A 16,535-nucleotide genomic window follows, 5' to 3' on the forward strand; every position below is an offset into this window, starting at 1 on the left:
GACATGATTCACGGCTTGGCCGCCAGCATCCGTTCCAGTGCCACTCGTGCATGAGTCGCCACGTCGGAATCCACCGTGATCCGGTTACGGACTTCTCCTGCTACAAGACCCTCAAGTACCCAGGCCAGATACCCGGGGTGAATGCGGTACATCGTGGAGCACGGGCAGATGACCGGGTCGAGACAGAAGATGGTGTGCTCGGGGTACTCAGCGGCAAGCCTGTTCACCATGTTGATCTCCGTACCCACCGCAAAAGTGGTGCCTGGAGCTGCCGCGGCGATAGCTTTCCGGATGTAGTCCGTGGAACCGGCTTCGTCCGCAGCATCGACCACAGGCATGGGGCATTCCGGGTGCACTATTACGCGGACGCCCGGGTACTCGGTGCGCGCCTGCTCGATCTGGTTGACGGTGAACCTCTTGTGGACGGAGCAGAAGCCGTGCCAGAGGATCACCCGCGAATCCAGCAGCTCCTGCTCGGAATTTCCGCCGAGCGCCTTGCGGGGGTTCCACATGGGCATCTGGTCGAGTGGCACGCCCATTGCCTTCGCCGTGTTGCGTCCAAGATGCTGGTCCGGGAAGAACAGAACCCGCTGGCCGCGCTCGAAGGCCCATTCGAGCACTGTGGCGGCGTTGGAGGAGGTACAGACGATGCCGCCGTTCCGTCCGCAGAATGCCTTGAGCGCAGCGGAGGAGTTCATGTAGGTGACGGGGATGACCGGTTGGCGGCCGGCCTCGTCGGGTTCTGATCCGAAAAGCTCTTCGAGCTGCTCCCAGCACTCGGTGACCGAATCGGCATCAGCCATGTCCGCCATCGAGCAGCCGGCAGCGAGGTTGGGCAGGATCACGTTCTGATCGGACCGGGAGAGGATGTCAGCGGTTTCTGCCATGAAGTGCACCCCACAGAACACGATGGCTTCAGCGTCCGGACGGGTCAGCGCCGCGTTGGCAAGCTGGAATGAATCGCCCACGAAGTCGGCGTGCTTCACTACCTCGTCACGCTGGTAGAAGTGGCCCAGGATGACGAGGCGGTCGCCGAGCGTTTCCTTCGCCGCAAGGATGCGCGCTTCGAGTTCCGCCTCACCGGCGAGCTGGTACTCCTCCGGCAGGGCACCCTGACGCGGGGTGGAAGCCGGAGCGATGTCCTGCATGGATGCACCGGGGCCGTAGTCCGGACCCTGTGCAGGACTGGCGGGAATGTCGAATTCCCATGGGTTCTTGGCGAGGTCGGGACTGCACGTTCCGCCCCGTGCTGCGGACCGCTCCGCGTCGTCGCGCGTCATGAGCTGAATGGCGGTATTAATGCTCGTCATGGGACTCTCCCTCGTGGAAACGGGCTGGTGTAAGCCGGTGGGTACTGGGTGGGTTTGGGCGGAGGTTCACGGTCACGGCGATTCAGCCTGCTGCGGCTGACGCGCTGCCGTCAGGCACCGGGCCGGCGTAGCGGTAGAGCCGCGGCGGCCGGTGGCGCGTGCCGGTGAGGTAGTCATCAGTGGGTTCGATGTACGGTGTGGCACGGAGCTGGCGACGGAAATTAGCCGGATCCAGTTCCTTGTCCAGCACTGCCTCATAGACCTCGCGGACCTGAGCCAGCGTGAAGCGGTCCCCGAGGAGGTGGTAGGCGATGGAGCCGTACTCCATCTTGTTGCGCAACCGCCAGAGCGAGTAGTCGACAATCTCGTTGTGGTCGAACGCGAGGCGCTCCAGCCTGTCAGCCCGAAACCACCGGACGTTCTCGGATTCCCGCGTCAACGCCGCCTCGTCAGGTTGCACGAGCGCCCAATAAACAATGGACACCAGACGCTGGCCGACAGATCGATGCAAGCCTCCGAAGGCGTACAGCTGCTCAAGGTATCGGGGCGCCAGGCCGGTGGTTTCAAGCAGGTTGCGCGACGCCGCGTCCTGCAGGGACTCGGAATGCGCCAGGGGCCCGCCGGGCAGCGCCCACTGACCAAGATACGGCTGGCGGATGCGGCGAACCAGCGGCAACCACAACGTCGGGCGTCCGGAGGCTTCGCTGGGGCGCAGGCCGAAGATCACCGTAGAGATAGCCAACGACGGCGGCTGCTGGCTCCGCTCGGAGACATTGGCTGACGTTGGGCTCATTCGGCACCCCCTTCCAGGTCCACCGTAACGGGCCATCTGATCACTTATGGTCAATATGACTATAACTCATTGTAGACTGCCCGCCGGTCAGGAACGAATCGGACACCATGGCGCGGTCTTCACCTCACAATTCTGGGAAATGGATGGGAATGCGTCTCTTCGATTTGCTTTCCTGCACAAGCGGTGACTAAAGTCACACGGGTTGGCCACTGCTGGCCGGGCGGCGGAGATCTGTTCAATGGAGCACAGTTCTCTGCCGCTTTTTCTTTTCCCGGCCACTCGCGCACGGGGCGCTAGAGTTCAGGGAAGAGCCGCAGCAAGGAGAACCCGGGAGGAACGCATGGGACGACACAGCGATCATCTTGTCGAGGGGACGAATCCGGGGCTGAATGTAGTTGTTCATGAGCCAACTTCCGCATCTGCACTGAGGCCCGTCCTGCTCCTTCACGGATTTGCATCCTCTGCCAGGCTCAACTGGGAAGATTCCGGCTGGGTGCGTGCGCTGACGGACGCGGGCCGGAAAGTCATCACTCTGGATCTGCCCGGCCATGGTTCAAGCGCCGCTCCGGAAGAGATGGACGCCTACTCCCCCAGCCGCATCCGCGCCGACCTGCTGCAAATCCTGCTGGATGCGCACGTCCGTCCCCTTGTCGAGGATCGCCCCGATAGCGGCGTCGACATCATCGGCTACTCGCTGGGCTCGAGGCTCGCCTGGGAATTCGGTGCAACACAACCGGAACTGGTGCACCGAATGGTTCTGGGCGGACCGGGAACCGGCGACCCTTTGGCCGCGTTCGATCTTGCTGCTGCGCAGCAGTTTCTGACCGACGGAACCCCCATCGAGGACCACTCAACCAACGAGCTCCTGCGCATGGCGCGCCTCATCCCGACCAACGATGTTTTCGCGCTGCTCACCATGATCGAGGCCATCAAGCGCGAGCCCTTCATTCCGGCAGATGCAGTGCCTCATATGCCCCTGCTCCTCGTGGCCGGAGACCAGGACGAACGTGCACGCACCCTTCCGGATCTGGCGGAACTGAGCGGCCGGGCGGAAATTGTCTGGCTGCCCGGGCGCACCCATACCAACGCAGTCACATCGCGCGCCTTCAAGGGCGCAGCGATAGACTTCCTCGCTGCGTAACAATTCCCAAACTTTTGATGGCTGGCGTAGTGTGCTGGCTTCCGCACTGCCTCCGACAGGGTAGGATAATCAAGGTGATCAGCATGCTTATCACCTGCTCTTCACCCCATAACATTTTCTTTCTTCCCCGGAGGTCTCACGTGGATGAACTCCTGGCCGAGCGGTACCAACCCATTGAGTTGATCGGTACCGGCGGCGCAGCATCGGTGTTTCGGGCACTGGACCGGAACCTCGGCCGGGACGTAGCGATCAAGGTCTTCAACCCCACTACATCCGATGATGACGACTATCGGCGGCAGCACACGGAAACGATGCTGCTGTCCACGCTGAACCACCCCGGATTGGTGACGCTGCATGACGCCGGCCTGCAGGAGGACGGCACGGGCAAGACCACCAGCTTCCTGGTCATGGAACTGGTGGACGGTCTGGATCTGCGCAAACTGCTGAAGTCGGGCGCGCTACCTTCCGAGCATGTAGCGCAACTGGGCGCGGACCTCGCGGATGCACTGGCGTATATCCATTCTCAGGGTGTCATTCACCGTGATGTGAAACCGGCGAACATCCTCATGTACCACTCAGGTGAACATGAAACGCGGCTCTACCCCAAGCTCACCGATTTCGGCATCGCACGAATGATGGAAGCCACGCACTCCACCGCGCACGGCGCCACTATCGGCACGGCGAACTACCTCAGTCCGGAGCAGGCCGAGGGTATCACTGTTGAACCTCGCACCGACATCTACTCGCTTGGCCTGGTGCTCCTCGAGTGCCTCACCGGTGAGAAAGCGTTTCCTGGGCCGGTTGTCGAAGCGGCCGTCGCCCGCCTGCTGCGGGACCCCGAGATTCCCGAGCATCTCAGCTCCGATTGGGTTCAGTTGCTGACCCGCATGACCGCCAGGGACCCCCAGGCCCGCCCCGACGCGCATGAGGTCGCAGTGGCCCTACGCGCGCTGGGTTCCGACAACGACGACGGCGCCATGACACTAAACCTACATACCCCCCATGAGGCGCTACCAGACACTCCCGACGTCATCACAGGCGGCGTGACCACCGGAAACGTGCATATCCCGGCACCGCCGTCGCGGGCGCCATCCCTGGGCTAGCTTCTTCGCTCTAACAAAATGAGACTTGACGCGGTTACTGCTGGCTGCCGTCCTCTTCGGAGTCCTTCCCGGTGTCTTCCTCAGGTTCGAAGCTGCTCGGCTCCTCAGTGGTGGTGACGCCAACACCGTCTTCCGTATTGGGAATGGTTCCCTCCGGCTCCGTGTGCGACGAATCCTCGCCTTGGTCGTCCTGCGCGCGGTCGCTTGGTTCACTTGTCATGATGACCTCCGTAGTTGGAACCGGATCCTTACACTCTCGATCTTAGGGTTCCCGGTGGAGCAACAAAAGGGCAGGCCATCAGCAACAGCCCTCGAACCGGCATCGGCGTCCACATCAGAAGATGTAGAGGTGCTCGGTCACTTCAGAAATTTGGAGGTTCGCCGGTCCGCAAGCGGTTTGCCCCCCGTCTGGCACGTCGGGCAGTACTGGAGCGCTGAATCGGCGAATGACACCTCACGAACGGTGTCCCCGCACACGGGGCAGGGCTCACCGGTTCTACCGTGCACTTTCATTTCGCGCCGCTTTGCATCCTTCAACTCCTTCGCTGGTTTGCCGGCAGCTGCACTGATGGCGGCTCCCAGAACCGAGTGCATGGCGTTGTGCAACGCGGCCAACTGCTCGTCACTGAGGTTGGCCGCCAGCGTAAACGGAGAGAGCCTTGCGGCATGCAGGATTTCGTCGCTATAGGCGTTGCCGATCCCCGCAATGAACGATTGATCACGCAGCACGCCTTTTAGTTGGCTGCGGTGTCCGTGCAGCATCGCCACGAACTGTTCCTGCCCCACATCCAGCGCTTCGGGACCCAACCTGCTTACGCCCGGGACCTCGGCGACATCACGCACAAGGTAGACCGCGGCTGACTTCTTGGTGCCGGCCTCGGTGAGGTCAAACCCATAGCCTGAAGGTTCGGTGCACCTCAGCCGGAGCGCTATCGGGCCTTTCCCAGGCCGCAGAAGGGTGTCGGGAACGGAATCGGACCACCGAAGCCACCCGGCGCGCGCCAGATGCATCACGAGGTGCACACCCTCCAGACTCAGGATGAGGAATTTACCCCGCCTGTCAACGCTGGTGAATTTCATGGAGGACGCCGCTGAAAGCGGCACCTCAGCCGTCTTGAGCACGGCGAAGGAGCCAAGCTGAATGTCCCGTACACGAGCGGGTGCGCCGTCGTCGGGAACCAGTTTGCTGGCCAGGAACTGGGCGAGCCCCTGAACCTCAGGCATCTCCGGCATGGCACTACGGTAGCAGCGGACACGTTGCCCATGGGGCGGCGGCCACGCGCCGTCTGTGTCGGGCGGGCAACACTGCAGGAGGTCTTCCATTACCGTGTAGGTGAGGGAGCATCTCCGCTCCGGACTGGGAAGGATTCAGGAACACAGGCAATGGTCAGCGCAACCGGTTCTACCCGTCGATCAGCCGGCAGGCCGCTGAACAGGATCCTCTCCCAGGAGGCGATCACCCGGGCCGCCCTCACGCTCATCGAAGCCCGCGGGTATGAGGGGCTGACCATGTCCTCCCTTGCGCGTGCACTGAAGGTGGCCCCGTCATCGTTATACAACCACGTCGAGTCCAAGGGCGATGTATTGATTCTGGTGCAGGACCACGTCATGACGCAGGTCGACGTATCGGGGTTTGATACCGAGCCGTGGGATGAGGCCATCCGCCGGTTCGCGTGGTCCTATCGCGATGTCTTCACCCGGCACACACCGCTCATCCCGGTGATCGCCGTGCTGCCGGTAAGCGGTGCCCCCCAGACCCTGGCCGTCTATGAGGCGCTTACCCAGGGTTTCGAAAAGGCCGACTGGCCGGAGCCCCTGATCGTTCCGGCAATCATTGCGTTGGAGTCCTTCATTTTCGGATCCGCTTTCGACGCCACCGCCCCTGAGACGATCTTCGAGTCAGGACAGCTTGCAGCACACTATCCGCGATTCACCTCCGCAGTGTCTGCACAGAAGAAGAACGCGGACCAACGGCAGGCCGACATAGCATTCGGCATGGGCCTTGATGCGCTCATCCACGGGTTGCGGGCGCGGGCGGCCGGGTACTCAACGTAACCCGCAGGCAGCAGGAAAGCCGCCCCACCTGCACCCGGTATTCCTACCTATGGGCGGTGGAGCGGCCTTCTCTGGTACTACTTTGCTTCCGTGTGGCGTTCAGCTACACGCAGTGGCACCCCGCGGGTTTCCTTCACCAAGGTCACGCCGACGAAGGAAATGACGCACAGCACCATGATGTACACGCCGATTGAAATCGACGTCCCGGTGCTCGTCAAGAGCGCTTCCGCGATCAGCGGAGCGAAGGCGCCGCCAAGGATCGCGCCCAAAGCATAGCCGATCCCGATCCCGGAGTACCGGACGTTCGCCGGGAACATCTCTGCGTACATCGCCGACATCGGTCCGTAGGACAGTCCGAGGCCGATAGTGAGAACAAACAGGGCAACCCCATAGGCAACGATATTCTGGGTATCGATCATCATGAACAGCGGGATCATCCAAACGAACACCAGGGCGTATCCGATCTGGAAGGTCCGCACCCGGCCAATCCGGTCGGAAAGGATCCCGCCGAACATGGTGAAGGTGAGCCATCCGAAGGACGCCAGTAGAGTCGCAAACAGGACGGGGCCTCCGGGCATACCAAGCGTGCGCTGGGCGTAGGACGAGAAGAAGGCAATCAGCAGGTATCCGGCAGCGTTGTTGGCGATGAAGATGGCCGCCGTGAGCACAACCTGCTTGCTGCTGTGCTTGAAGAGCTCCTTGAGCGGAACCGACGACTCCAGCTTCCGCTCGGTCATCTCCTTGAAAACTGGGCTCTCCGCGACTGCCATCCGGATGAAGTATCCGACCACGATCAGTACTACGGACAGCAGGAACGGCACACGCCAGCCCCAGTCGAGGAAGGCTTCCTCCGACATCGACGAACGCAGGGTGAAGAGCACCAGCGTAGCGAGGATCATTCCGAGAGGAACACCGATCTGCGGGTAAGCGCCCCAGAAGCCGCGCTTGTTCACGGGCGCGTGCTCTACAGCCATGAGAGCAGCCCCGCCCCACTCTCCTCCGGCCGAGAAACCCTGGAGGACGCGCAGGATCATCAAAAGGATGGGCGCCGCGACCCCGATTTGGGCGTAGGTCGGCAGGAGGCCGATCAGCGCCGTGGCTGAACCCATCATTATCAGGGTGAAGACGAGCATCGCCTTGCGCCCGATGCGGTCTCCAAGGTGACCGGCAACTACTGCCCCGAGCGGCCGGAAGAAGAAGCTGATACCGATGGTGGCCCAGGAAACCAGCTGTGCCAGCCCGGGGTTCTCATCATTCAGTGGCGCGAAGTACAGCTGGGCGAAAATGAGGCCCGCTGCCTGCGCGAAGATGAAGAAGTCGTACCATTCGATGGTGGTGCCAACCATGGTGCCGGCGACGACCTTGCGGTCCTCCCGGGACATACGCTGCCGGGGGGCAGCCGTTGAAGACGTCATTGTTACTCCAAGTGGACGGATTGAATTACTGACAGAACGTTCGGTAATTGTGGTCTAGATCATACCCGCAATCAAGAGCGCGGCCCAGTCCTTCCAATCCCGTGCAGGATCGATGACGAGAACGGAGTTGGTCCCCCTCAGTTCCTGTTCGATAGTTGAACATATCGTTCCGATATAGAATAATATCTGAACGTGACCTCCGACACAACGACTCAGCATTCACAGACCCTCTCCCGAGGTCTACGCTCCCTCGAAATCCTTGCGGATGCCCCAAGGGCGCTATCCATTGCGGAACTATCAGCAGAACTGGGAGTGCATCGTTCCATCGCGTATCGGATCGTTCGCACACTGGAAGATCATTCGCTTGTCGTCAGGGATGACGCAGGCAAGATCTCGTCGGGTCCCGGTCTTGCCGCGCTCGCCCGGGGAGTGTCCCGCGACCTTCAGACGGCTTCACTCCCGGAACTGACAGTTCTGGCGAATGAACTGGGCATGACCGCTTTTCTTGCTGTCTGGGACCGCCATGACTGCGTGACCCTCGTGACCGTGGAGCCGCGTCATTCCCGTGCCGCCGTCGCGCAGCGCCCGGGAACCCGCCACGCGTTCAGCGCAGGGGCGCCGGGAATAGCGATTCAGTCCGCGGTCAGCGAGGAGGAATGGGAACGGCTTGCACCCGGTCAGCTTTACCGCGAGGAATCTGCTTCGGCACGCATCCAGGGGTTCGCCACCAGTCACGACGAGGTCATTGCCGGCCTGTCTTCTGTCGCCGCACCGGTCAGGGTGCCGGGGAGGCTGCCCGCGGCAGTTGCCGTCGTCTATATCCGCTCAGCCCACCCGGAGGCCGAACTCGGCGCCCGGATTGCAGCCAGTGCCCGTGCTATTGAGGAACAGCTCAGCTGACCTCTGCGACTTCCGGCCTGCGACGAAGTACACCGGCGGAGACGAAACCCAGGAGCAGCAACACGACGGCGGCCACGACAGGCACCAGGAATGCATTCTGCACACTGCCCTCCGCCAGCGCCCCGGCAATCGAAGCGCCGATCGCGGTGCCTGCGACGATTCCACTCGCCAGCAGGGTCATCACCGTCCCGACCAGATGCTTGGGCGCCACCAGCGAGCCGACGCTGAAGATGCTGACCATTGTTGGTCCTACGGGGAGGCCGAGGATCAACAGCGCAGTGAGCATCAGCGGAATGTCAGGTGCAAACAGGGGCAGTAACGCGGCGATGCTCATGGTCCCGGCTGAGACCACCCACCGCAGTGGGTGCCGGAATCGCCGCGGCCAGTAGGCAACGGACAGCGCCGTAAGCGCAGAGCTGATGCCCATGACGGCATAGAGCAGGCCTGCCGCCGTCTCGACGCCGAAGCCGCCGGCGAAGGCGATGAGTGCCGTTTGCGTTGAACCGAAGAACGTTCCCATACTCACCATTCCGAGAACCGGCAACGCCACGAGGAACCGCACCCGCGAAGGTCCTCGCTTGCCTCCCCGATGGGGCTCCCGAACCCTGGGGCGGCGCCGCAAGGGAACCACCGCCCGTTCGGTGGGGTGGACAGCGAACGCGGAAACGAAGGCAACCGTCAGCGCCGCAGCCAGCGCCAGCGGCAGCCATGGCGCGATGAGGCTGGCCAGCAGCCCGACCAAGGCGGGGCCGAGTACGAAGGTCAGTTCGTCGGCGGTGCTTTCGTAGGAGAGCGCTGTATCGAGATCGGCCGGCCGCTTGTCCTGAGTCAGCGCCATCCAGCGAACCCGCGCAAGAGGACCGATTTGCGGGCAGGTTGCGCCCATCAGGAAGGAGGCAATCAGCGTGGGCAGGAGGCCGGTTCCGCTCCCCGGGAGTCCACTGACGGCAAGCAGCGCGACGATGGCCAACGCATTGAGCACGGCCGCGACCAGCAGGACCGGGCGCTGGCCGTGACGGTCGGCCAGATAGCCGAGAACCGGCGCGCCCAGGGCAGAGCCGATTCCCACCGATCCGGCCGCGAAACCACCGGATGCATAGGAGTCAGTGGCGGCGGTGACAAGAGTGAGCGCTCCGACGGTAAGCATCGCCAGCGGCAGGCGTGCAACCAGGCCCAGGGGAATGAAGCTGGAGCCTGCGATGTCCGGCAGGCGGCTGAAGCGTCCGCGATCGCTCGCAGGTGGCGGTGCGTTGCCGGGAACCGGCGATGTACCCGATGATGCGGCGGACGCATGTTCGGTCGGAAAAGTTTCAGATTCAGAGGTTGGTGTAGCCATGTGCTTTCCGGGTGCTTTGAACCGCGCATCGTCCCTCCTCCCGATGCGCCCGACCCGGTAACACCTCGATTTTACACTCGCTGCAGTTGATTCACTAAGCGGACGGTGGAACCTGTCCGGCCCTTGGAGACGTGCAGCTGCGCGGGTATACGCTGCTTGAGTTCGCCAACGTGGCTGACCAGACCGACTACGCGTCCGCCGTCGCGCAGGTTCTCGAGGGCATCCATCACCTGTTCGAGGGACTGCTCGTCGAGGCTGCCGAATCCTTCATCCACGAAGAGGGTCTCGATGTCGAGTCCGCCCGACTCCTGCTGTACGACGTCGGCCAGCCCCAGAGCAAGAGCCAACGAGGCCATAAACGACTCCCCACCGGAAAGCGTTGCGGTGTCGCGGCGCACACCGGTCCAGCTGTCGATGACATTGAGTCCTAGCCCGGACTTCCGGTTTCCCGACTTGGAATCGCTGTGCACCAGAGAGTATCGGCCATCCGACATCTGCTGCAGACGCGCAGTGGCAGCGTCTGCGACCTGTTCCAGACGGGCGGCAAGCACATAGGTCGACAGGCTCATCCTGTAGAGGTTCTCGCCGTTGCCGCGGGCTGTGTCCGCGACCGATTTCGCAAGCTGGTATGCGTGCCGCAACGGCACCAGTCGTTCCTCAAGGGCTGCAGCTCGGTCGGCGTACGAGCCCAGCTGAACCACTGACTGTTCAAGCAAGCCCACCTCAAGCACAGCGCGACCGAGCCGCCTTGCTGCTTCCGCTTCGTCATTCGCAGCGGAAGCAATCTCGTCCTCCTCAGGCAGCCCCCCGCCATCCTTCTCAAGGGCGGCTGCGGCAAGATTCTCCGGACGCTCCAGGTCCCGTTCGATCCTGTGAGCTGAATTCTCGGCGTCCCGGATGGCCTGCTCCGCGCTCTCCACCTGCGCCTTACTCATCAGTGAGTCACGGACAGCATCCGGCGACGCGAAATTCGTTGCCAGCAACTCGGCCTGCAGTGCAGCTTCGGCTTTCTCCAGTCTCGCCTCTGCCTGCTCGCAACGTGTCAGCGCAGCACACACAGCGCCAAGCCGCCGCTCTGCCCTCTCAAGCGACGCTGCCTTTTCAGACGCGGAGTTGTAGGGGCCGCGCACCTGCGAGAGCCTCGCGGTCAATGCGGCCTGATGCTCCAGGAGCGCGCCAAGCCGTGATGATCCTTCAGCCTGACTCTGAGCGAGGTCACTTTGTTGGTCCTTCAGACCGGTGAGCGTTTCCTCCAGCTCCGATTTTCGTGCGCTGAATTCTGTGACCGCACGTACCGCCTGTTCCGCCTCGGCTCGTTCCTGTTCGAGTGACGAGAGCGCAGCGCGGAGTTCAGGTGCCGATATATCGCCGCTACGGGCCCGCAGTCCTGCGGCTTTAAGAGCCACAGCGTCGCGAGCCGCTGAGGTCTCCCGCAGCCGGAGCTCAGCGTGGTCCTGTTCAGCACGCGCAAGCTCCTCCTCCTCGCGGCTTACGAGGGATTGGAATCCTGCTGTTGCCGGCTTCGGATGTTCTTCGCTGCCGCAGACCGGACAGGGCTCCCCTGCGCTCAACCGAACCGCAAGTTCCGCAGCTGTTTGTTCCAGGCGCAGCTGCAGCTTCCGCAGCCAAATCTCCTTCGCAGTGAGGAAGACCGTCTGATGTTCCTGTTGTTGCTCGTCGAGCTCCTGCAGCGAACGTTCCGCGAGTTCCGCCTGCGCAAGCAGCTCTAACCGGGAGGCCGCTTCCGCACAGTCAGTTGCCAGCTGCGCCGCTCGTCCTGCTGTTGCCTCTGCGACGACCAGCCCCTCTGTCAGCCGCGTAAGCTCCCGGCCAAGATTCTCCTGTCCCTCCTTGCACTGCACCGCCTCCAGCCTCTGCTGTTCGAGCCTGCACTCCACATCCCGGATTCTCTGCGCGAGCTGGGTGAGATCCTCTTCCAACGGAAGGGCCGCACGCGCCTCGGCCAGCTTTTCCCGAATCTGCTCGTGTGCCCGCGCAGAGCAGGCCAGCGACCGCGTAGCCTCGGGTTCGAGGATTTCGGGTACCTCGTGCCCGACCGCAGGGTCCGTCTTCAGCTGGAGCGTCGTGGAAAGCAGTTGCTCCTGATCGATGTGCAACTGTTCCGCTGCCTCATCCCGTGCGTGGAGGGGGCCCTGGAGGATTTGTGCCCGCCGGTGGTTCTCCAGCATGGACCGCAGCGTTGCTGCCTCCCCCAGTGCGACCTGGTTCGCCTCAGCCTCGGCTACCAGACGCCGGAAGGCAATGCGGTCCCAGCGTTCGGCCTCAAGCTTGGAACGCTGCGTTGCCGTGGCATCCCGCAGCGCGGTGAGCTCCTTGGCATGGTGACGCCCTGCAGCCAGCGCGGCCGTCAACCGATCCTGCAGGGCACCAAGATCCGGTTCCGGGTCAGCAGTGTCGCTTCCCACCGGGACCATGTCCGAAGATTCTTCTTCAGGAAGCGCCGACGCATCCGACACCGGCTGCGCGGATAAGCCGTGACGCAGTACCTCTTCAGCAGCCCGGGCAAAAATATCCTCCAATTCCCCTTCGACCTTCTGGACCCGTGCGGCAGCTGTGGCGGCGTGGTCCGCGAGCATCTGCTCCACGGTGGAAAACCGGTCGGTCGCGAACAATCGCTGCAGGAGCTCACCGCGAGCGACAGCGTCCGACCGGAGGAAGGCCGCGAACTCGCCCTGGGGCAGCATGACCACCCGTGTGAACTGCTCACGGTTCATCCCGAGGAGGTTCTGCAGTTCCGCTCCAGCCTCATCGTTGCGGGTGGAGCGGACAACCCACTCCCCCGCAACGCGCTCGCGCAGGAGCGTTTTTGCCTGCTCCGTGGTTGTTCCACTGCCCCGCCTGGTCGGCCGGTTCCAGGACGGGTTGCGCGTGACTTCAAGACGGCGGGAACCTGCCGAGAATTCACAGACCACCTCCGGTGCGAGGCCGTCCGCGGCGTGGTCGCTGCGTAACCGCTTGGCGTTCTGGCGCGCGCCCGGAACAGAGCCGTACAGGGCGTAGCAGATCGCATCGAGCACGCTCGACTTACCCGCGCCGGTAGGCCCGTTCAGCAGGAACAGGCCCTGCTCGGTGAGAGTGTCGAAATCGATGTGCTGGCGTTCGGCGAACGGCCCGAAGGCCTGGATCTCGAGCCGGTGGATTCTCATACGCCGCTCTCCGCAGCACGCATGGCATCGATTGTTTCGGCGAAGAGGGCCGCCTCCTCAGCGTTGGCCTTGCGCTGGCGCACGTGCTCAAGGAACCCGCAGCAGATCGCGGCGTCATCAGCGGCGCGTGCGATGCGTTCACTGTAGGTGCGTTCCTCACCGGAGTTCCGCGACGCAGGTTCGAAGGCGAGTACCAGTGTGCCGGGGAAACGGGCCCGCAACCGTTCCATGGCCTGTTGCGGCCGCTCAGTGTCGGTCAGCGTCACATGGCACCACGCGCCCTCCGCTTCAACATGGTCGGGTGAGGAGATGAGGTCATCGATGGGACCGCGCAGAATGGCCAGGTGGCGTGGCGGTGTCCACCTCACCGGCCTGATGCCGCCCACACCATCCACCCCGATGTCGATGAGCCACGCGCCCTTCGACTGATGTACCTCCGAAAATGAATACGCCAGCGGAGATCCCGAGTACCGGACCCGCTCATGCAACTGCTGTTGACCGTGCAAATGACCCAGCGCAACGTAGTCGAAATCCTCGAAGAGGTCCAACGGCACCACACCGAGGCCGCCCATGCTGAGCTCCCGCTCGCTATCCGACCCGACACCACCGCTCGCGAAAGTGTGTGCCATGACCACTGAATGTACGGTGTTCCGACTTCGGCGGCGTGCCAGATCCGCGCGCACCCGTTCCAGCGCCGCGGACGTCACAGCAGTATGCGTAGCGCTCTCACACCCAAGCGGGTCTGCAACCATGCGAGGTTCCAGATACGGCACTGCGTAGACTGCAACCTCAACGCCGTTCTCCAGCGGGAATACGGCAGGGCGTCCGATATCTTCCAGCCGCGTGCGCAGGTGGACGCCGCCTCGCTCGATCAGCTTTCCACCGAATCCCAGCCGGACTGCTGAGTCATGGTTGCCGCTGCTGACAACTACCCGAGCGCCTGCCTCTGTGATCCGTTCCAGCGCTTCATCGAAGAGTTCAACGACGTCGACAGCAGGCAGTGCGCGATCGTAGACATCCCCGGCAATCAGGACCACATCCACGTTCTCCTCACGGACCGTCTTCTCCAGCTGGTCGATGAAGAGTTGCTGCGCCTCAAGCATTCCCACCCCATGGAAGGATCGACCCAGATGCCAGTCCGACGTGTGCAGTAACCTCATGATTCCAAGCTACCGGCCACCTCCGACAGTTCCGGAGGGCAACGCCGCGGCACCGTGGAACGAGGTGCCAACCGGGCAGGTGATCTCGATTACCGGCTACCGGCGTAGTCGTCGTTCGTCCCGAAGCGGCGCCGGTAGTGAGCCCCGTGCATCGACTGCCTACACTGGCGGGGTGACTCATTCTGCAGGCTCCTCCACCACACTCCGCAATAAGATCACCGGTTCCCTCCTGGGCTGCGCGCTCGGTGAAGCAGCCGCAGGATCACCCGATGCTTCCACGTTCGCCGACGCCACGCAGCTCACGCTTTATACGGTTGATGGCATGACCGAGGTGCTCGAGTGGGCCAACGACGGCGTCGCGGCCGACGAGGCCGCCTGCCTCTGGCTCGCCTATCTCCGCTGGCTCGGCGCCCAGGGTGAGACGCCGCCATCGTCAGCTCCCGCTCCTCCCGCCCGCTGGATCGACAGGCAGGAGGTGCTCCACCGCCGCCGGTCACCCGACGCTGCCACCCTCCGCGCGCTCAGGAGCGGCGACATGGGCAGCCGCCAGCGCCCGCTCGAACGCGACGACGACGGTCCCGGCGCCCTGCAGCGCTCCGCGCCTTTCGGACTGGTTGCCAATGTGCCGCCCGCGATGATCGAGAAGCTTTCACTTGACGCCGCAGCTATCACCCACGGCAATCCGAACGCGCAGATGTCCGCTGCCGTCTTCGCCGGGCTGATTCACGTGATCGTTGTGAACAACCATTCGCTGACTGAAGCGGTGAGTGCGGCGGCGGAGCATGCAGCAACGTTGAGAGCGACGCCCCTGTCCGAACAGCTGCAGGCACTGACCGCATCCTCGCCTGTCACGGGAGAGGATGCAGCGGGCGTTCTGTGTGCGGGGATCCGGCTGGTCCTTGCCACCGCGGATGACGACGGCGCTGTTTCCATGCGCGCGCTGCTCGCCGCAGCGGCGGATCAGGACGGACCGGCAGCACGCGCTGTCGGTGCTGTTGCCGGTGCGATTGCCGGGGCTTTACACGGCCGCGATTCTCTCCCTCCCGCTGCATGCGAGCAGCTGGAAGGAGCCGGCGTCGTCGAGGAAGTGGCTGTTCGCTTCGCCGCGGCGATGGGCGCCTGAGAGTAGCGCTACTGGCTGGTGACGGGCCAGCGCCCGCCGGTCATCTGCAGGAATTCCGCTTCGGAGAGTACCTCGATGTTCTGTCCCCGGCTGTGCAGTTCCATTACCCGCCGGGCCTTTCCCGTCACGCGACCGCTGCGCAGGTCTGCGGCAACGAAGCCATTGCCCACCACCAGCACCGTGGTGCTTCGTGTCACCGTGCTCGCAGGCTGGGCGCCCAGCACCGCAGCACGCTGTTTCGCCTGGGGCCGCGGGATGCCCAGATCGCCGGTGAAAACGACGGTCTGTCCATACAGAGGGTGCGTCGGGTCCGCGCCCGGGTTCGGCTCCGGGTTATTCCCTTCGTCCGGCCACCCTGCCCAGCCTGAGGCAGGCCCGCGGTCCAGAGCGGTCCGGGTTGCCTTCGAAAGCTCAGACACTCCAGGCTCGTAGGCTTCCAGACGAGACAGTTTGAGGCGGTGCCCTGACACCAGTTCATCGATCGTCGCCGCTTCCGCGCGGCGTGCTATATCCACCAGAATTCCGGCGCAGGCGCGGGCGTCCTCGACGGCGTCGTGATGGTTCACCAGCGGCACGCCGGCGGCCTCCGCGACATAGGGCAGCGAGTAGGAGACAAGGAAGTAGCTGCGCCGTGACAGTAGAACCGTGCAGGCGTAGTCATACGCAGGACCCGCGCGGTTGGACACCTCGAGCGCCGAGCGGATAACCCCCATATCGAAGGCGGCGTTGTGCGCAACCACGACGTCGTTCCCGATGAAGGCGCCTATCTCCGGAAAGAGCTCACCGAAGCGTGGGTGGTGCGCCACCATGTCGGCTGTGATTCCGTGAATGGCGACGTTGCGCGAATCGAAGTGATCGTGGCCCGCGGGCGGACGCATCAGCCACTGTGCTTCCTCGACGATGCGGCCGTCACGTACCTTCGTGAGCCCTACGGCGCAGGGCGAGCCTCGAAACCCATTGGCAGTCTCGAAGTCGATCGCCGTAAACTCAATTGCCACCTGATCACGTTATCGGGTAGTAGGTCTCCAACCC

Annotated in this window: 14 protein-coding genes; 5 read left to right on the plus strand and 9 right to left on the minus strand. The window is 63.4% G+C overall.

Going from position 1 to position 16,535, the window contains the following annotated elements:
* Positions 1-8: 8 nt before the first annotated feature.
* Both nadA and AC4D1W_RS04585 read right to left on the minus strand, forming a co-directional pair.
* Entirely contained in the window at positions 9-1,310 is a 1,302-nt protein-coding gene (gene nadA, locus AC4D1W_RS04580; RefSeq protein ID WP_490897961.1) for a quinolinate synthase NadA, read from the minus strand.
* A gap of 82 nt (positions 1,311-1,392) precedes the next feature.
* On the minus strand, positions 1,393-2,103 hold the full coding sequence (locus AC4D1W_RS04585) for an NUDIX hydrolase (RefSeq protein ID WP_490897962.1): 711 nt from the start codon (positions 2,101-2,103) through the stop codon (positions 1,393-1,395).
* 340 nt (positions 2,104-2,443) lie between these two features.
* On the opposite strand from AC4D1W_RS04585, the gene AC4D1W_RS04590 reads away from it, so the two are divergent.
* Positions 2,444-3,244 carry an alpha/beta fold hydrolase gene (locus AC4D1W_RS04590; RefSeq protein WP_490897963.1) on the plus strand — a complete coding sequence of 267 codons (801 nt, stop codon included), beginning with the start codon at positions 2,444-2,446 and terminating at the stop codon, positions 3,242-3,244.
* A 140-nt stretch (positions 3,245-3,384) separates the two neighbouring features.
* Complete coding sequence (locus AC4D1W_RS04595; protein ID WP_490897964.1) at positions 3,385-4,347, plus strand: serine/threonine-protein kinase; 963 nt, start codon at positions 3,385-3,387, stop codon at positions 4,345-4,347.
* Positions 4,348-4,381: 34 nt separating this feature from the next.
* On the opposite strand, the gene AC4D1W_RS04600 is transcribed toward AC4D1W_RS04595, so the two are convergent.
* Both AC4D1W_RS04600 and AC4D1W_RS04605 read right to left on the minus strand, forming a co-directional pair.
* Positions 4,382-4,567 carry a hypothetical protein gene (locus AC4D1W_RS04600; RefSeq protein WP_490897965.1) on the minus strand — a complete coding sequence of 62 codons (186 nt, stop codon included), beginning with the start codon at positions 4,565-4,567 and terminating at the stop codon, positions 4,382-4,384.
* A 137-nt stretch (positions 4,568-4,704) separates the two neighbouring features.
* Positions 4,705-5,580: a DNA-formamidopyrimidine glycosylase family protein gene (locus tag AC4D1W_RS04605; RefSeq protein WP_490889105.1), complete on the minus strand. Its 876-nt coding sequence runs from the start codon at positions 5,578-5,580 to the stop codon at positions 4,705-4,707.
* Between the two features lie 150 nt (positions 5,581-5,730).
* Here AC4D1W_RS04605 and AC4D1W_RS04610 point away from each other — a divergent pair, with 150 nt between their 5' ends.
* A complete protein-coding gene (locus AC4D1W_RS04610) occupies positions 5,731-6,402 on the plus strand; it encodes a TetR/AcrR family transcriptional regulator (RefSeq protein ID WP_490889107.1) in 672 nt (223 codons plus the stop codon).
* A gap of 77 nt (positions 6,403-6,479) precedes the next feature.
* Here AC4D1W_RS04610 and AC4D1W_RS04615 read toward each other — a convergent pair whose 3' ends face one another.
* Positions 6,480-7,817, minus strand: a complete 1,338-nt coding sequence (locus tag AC4D1W_RS04615) for an MFS transporter (RefSeq protein WP_490889108.1) — start codon at positions 7,815-7,817, stop codon at positions 6,480-6,482.
* A 192-nt stretch (positions 7,818-8,009) separates the two neighbouring features.
* Between AC4D1W_RS04615 and AC4D1W_RS04620 the strand changes: the two genes are divergently transcribed.
* Complete coding sequence (locus AC4D1W_RS04620; protein WP_490889110.1) at positions 8,010-8,717, plus strand: IclR family transcriptional regulator; 708 nt, start codon at positions 8,010-8,012, stop codon at positions 8,715-8,717.
* Here AC4D1W_RS04620 and AC4D1W_RS04625 read toward each other — a convergent pair.
* From AC4D1W_RS04625 to AC4D1W_RS04635, 3 genes are all read right to left on the minus strand, one after another.
* Complete coding sequence (locus AC4D1W_RS04625) at positions 8,710-10,053, minus strand: MFS transporter (protein ID WP_490897966.1); 1,344 nt, start codon at positions 10,051-10,053, stop codon at positions 8,710-8,712. The genes AC4D1W_RS04620 and AC4D1W_RS04625 overlap by 8 nt on opposite strands.
* A gap of 71 nt (positions 10,054-10,124) precedes the next feature.
* The gene (locus AC4D1W_RS04630) at positions 10,125-13,220 is read right to left on the minus strand and encodes an AAA family ATPase (protein WP_490897967.1); all 3,096 of its coding nucleotides are present in this window, start codon (positions 13,218-13,220) and stop codon (positions 10,125-10,127) included.
* Positions 13,217-14,380, minus strand: coding sequence for an exonuclease SbcCD subunit D (locus AC4D1W_RS04635; RefSeq protein ID WP_490897968.1), 1,164 nt, complete (start codon positions 14,378-14,380; stop codon positions 13,217-13,219). The genes AC4D1W_RS04630 and AC4D1W_RS04635 overlap by 4 nt, the downstream gene beginning before the upstream one ends.
* Positions 14,381-14,552: 172 nt before the next feature.
* Between AC4D1W_RS04635 and AC4D1W_RS04640 the strand changes: the two genes are divergently transcribed.
* A complete protein-coding gene (locus AC4D1W_RS04640; protein WP_490897969.1) occupies positions 14,553-15,503 on the plus strand; it encodes an ADP-ribosylglycohydrolase family protein in 951 nt (316 codons plus the stop codon).
* Positions 15,504-15,511: 8 nt separating this feature from the next.
* On the opposite strand, the gene AC4D1W_RS04645 is transcribed toward AC4D1W_RS04640, so the two are convergent.
* Positions 15,512-16,501 (minus strand): 3'-5' exonuclease, encoded by a 990-nt coding sequence (locus tag AC4D1W_RS04645; RefSeq protein WP_490889117.1) that lies wholly within the window; start codon positions 16,499-16,501, stop codon positions 15,512-15,514.
* Positions 16,502-16,535 lie beyond the last annotated feature (34 nt).

The sequence above is a fragment of the Arthrobacter sp. TJ-170 genome, from assembly GCF_058269305.1.

What these genes read in the sequence shown, in the direction of transcription:
- AC4D1W_RS04600 (WP_490897965.1), bottom strand. Translation starts at nt 4,567, where the DNA reads ATGACAAGTGAACCAAGCGACCGCGCGCAGGACGACCAAGGCGAGGAT.
- AC4D1W_RS04585 (WP_490897962.1), bottom strand. Translation starts at nt 2,103, where the DNA reads ATGAGCCCAACGTCAGCCAATGTCTCCGAGCGGAGCCAGCAGCCGCCG.
- AC4D1W_RS04605 (WP_490889105.1), bottom strand. Translation starts at nt 5,580, where the DNA reads ATGCCGGAGATGCCTGAGGTTCAGGGGCTCGCCCAGTTCCTGGCCAGC.
- AC4D1W_RS04590 (WP_490897963.1), top strand. Translation starts at nt 2,444, where the DNA reads ATGGGACGACACAGCGATCATCTTGTCGAGGGGACGAATCCGGGGCTG.
- nadA (WP_490897961.1), bottom strand. Translation starts at nt 1,310, where the DNA reads ATGACGAGCATTAATACCGCCATTCAGCTCATGACGCGCGACGACGCG.
- AC4D1W_RS04635 (WP_490897968.1), bottom strand. Translation starts at nt 14,380, where the DNA reads ATGAGGTTACTGCACACGTCGGACTGGCATCTGGGTCGATCCTTCCAT.
- AC4D1W_RS04625 (WP_490897966.1), bottom strand. Translation starts at nt 10,053, where the DNA reads ATGGCTACACCAACCTCTGAATCTGAAACTTTTCCGACCGAACATGCG.
- AC4D1W_RS04615 (WP_490889108.1), bottom strand. Translation starts at nt 7,817, where the DNA reads ATGACGTCTTCAACGGCTGCCCCCCGGCAGCGTATGTCCCGGGAGGAC.
- AC4D1W_RS04630 (WP_490897967.1), bottom strand. Translation starts at nt 13,220, where the DNA reads ATGAGAATCCACCGGCTCGAGATCCAGGCCTTCGGGCCGTTCGCCGAA.
- AC4D1W_RS04610 (WP_490889107.1), top strand. Translation starts at nt 5,731, where the DNA reads ATGGTCAGCGCAACCGGTTCTACCCGTCGATCAGCCGGCAGGCCGCTG.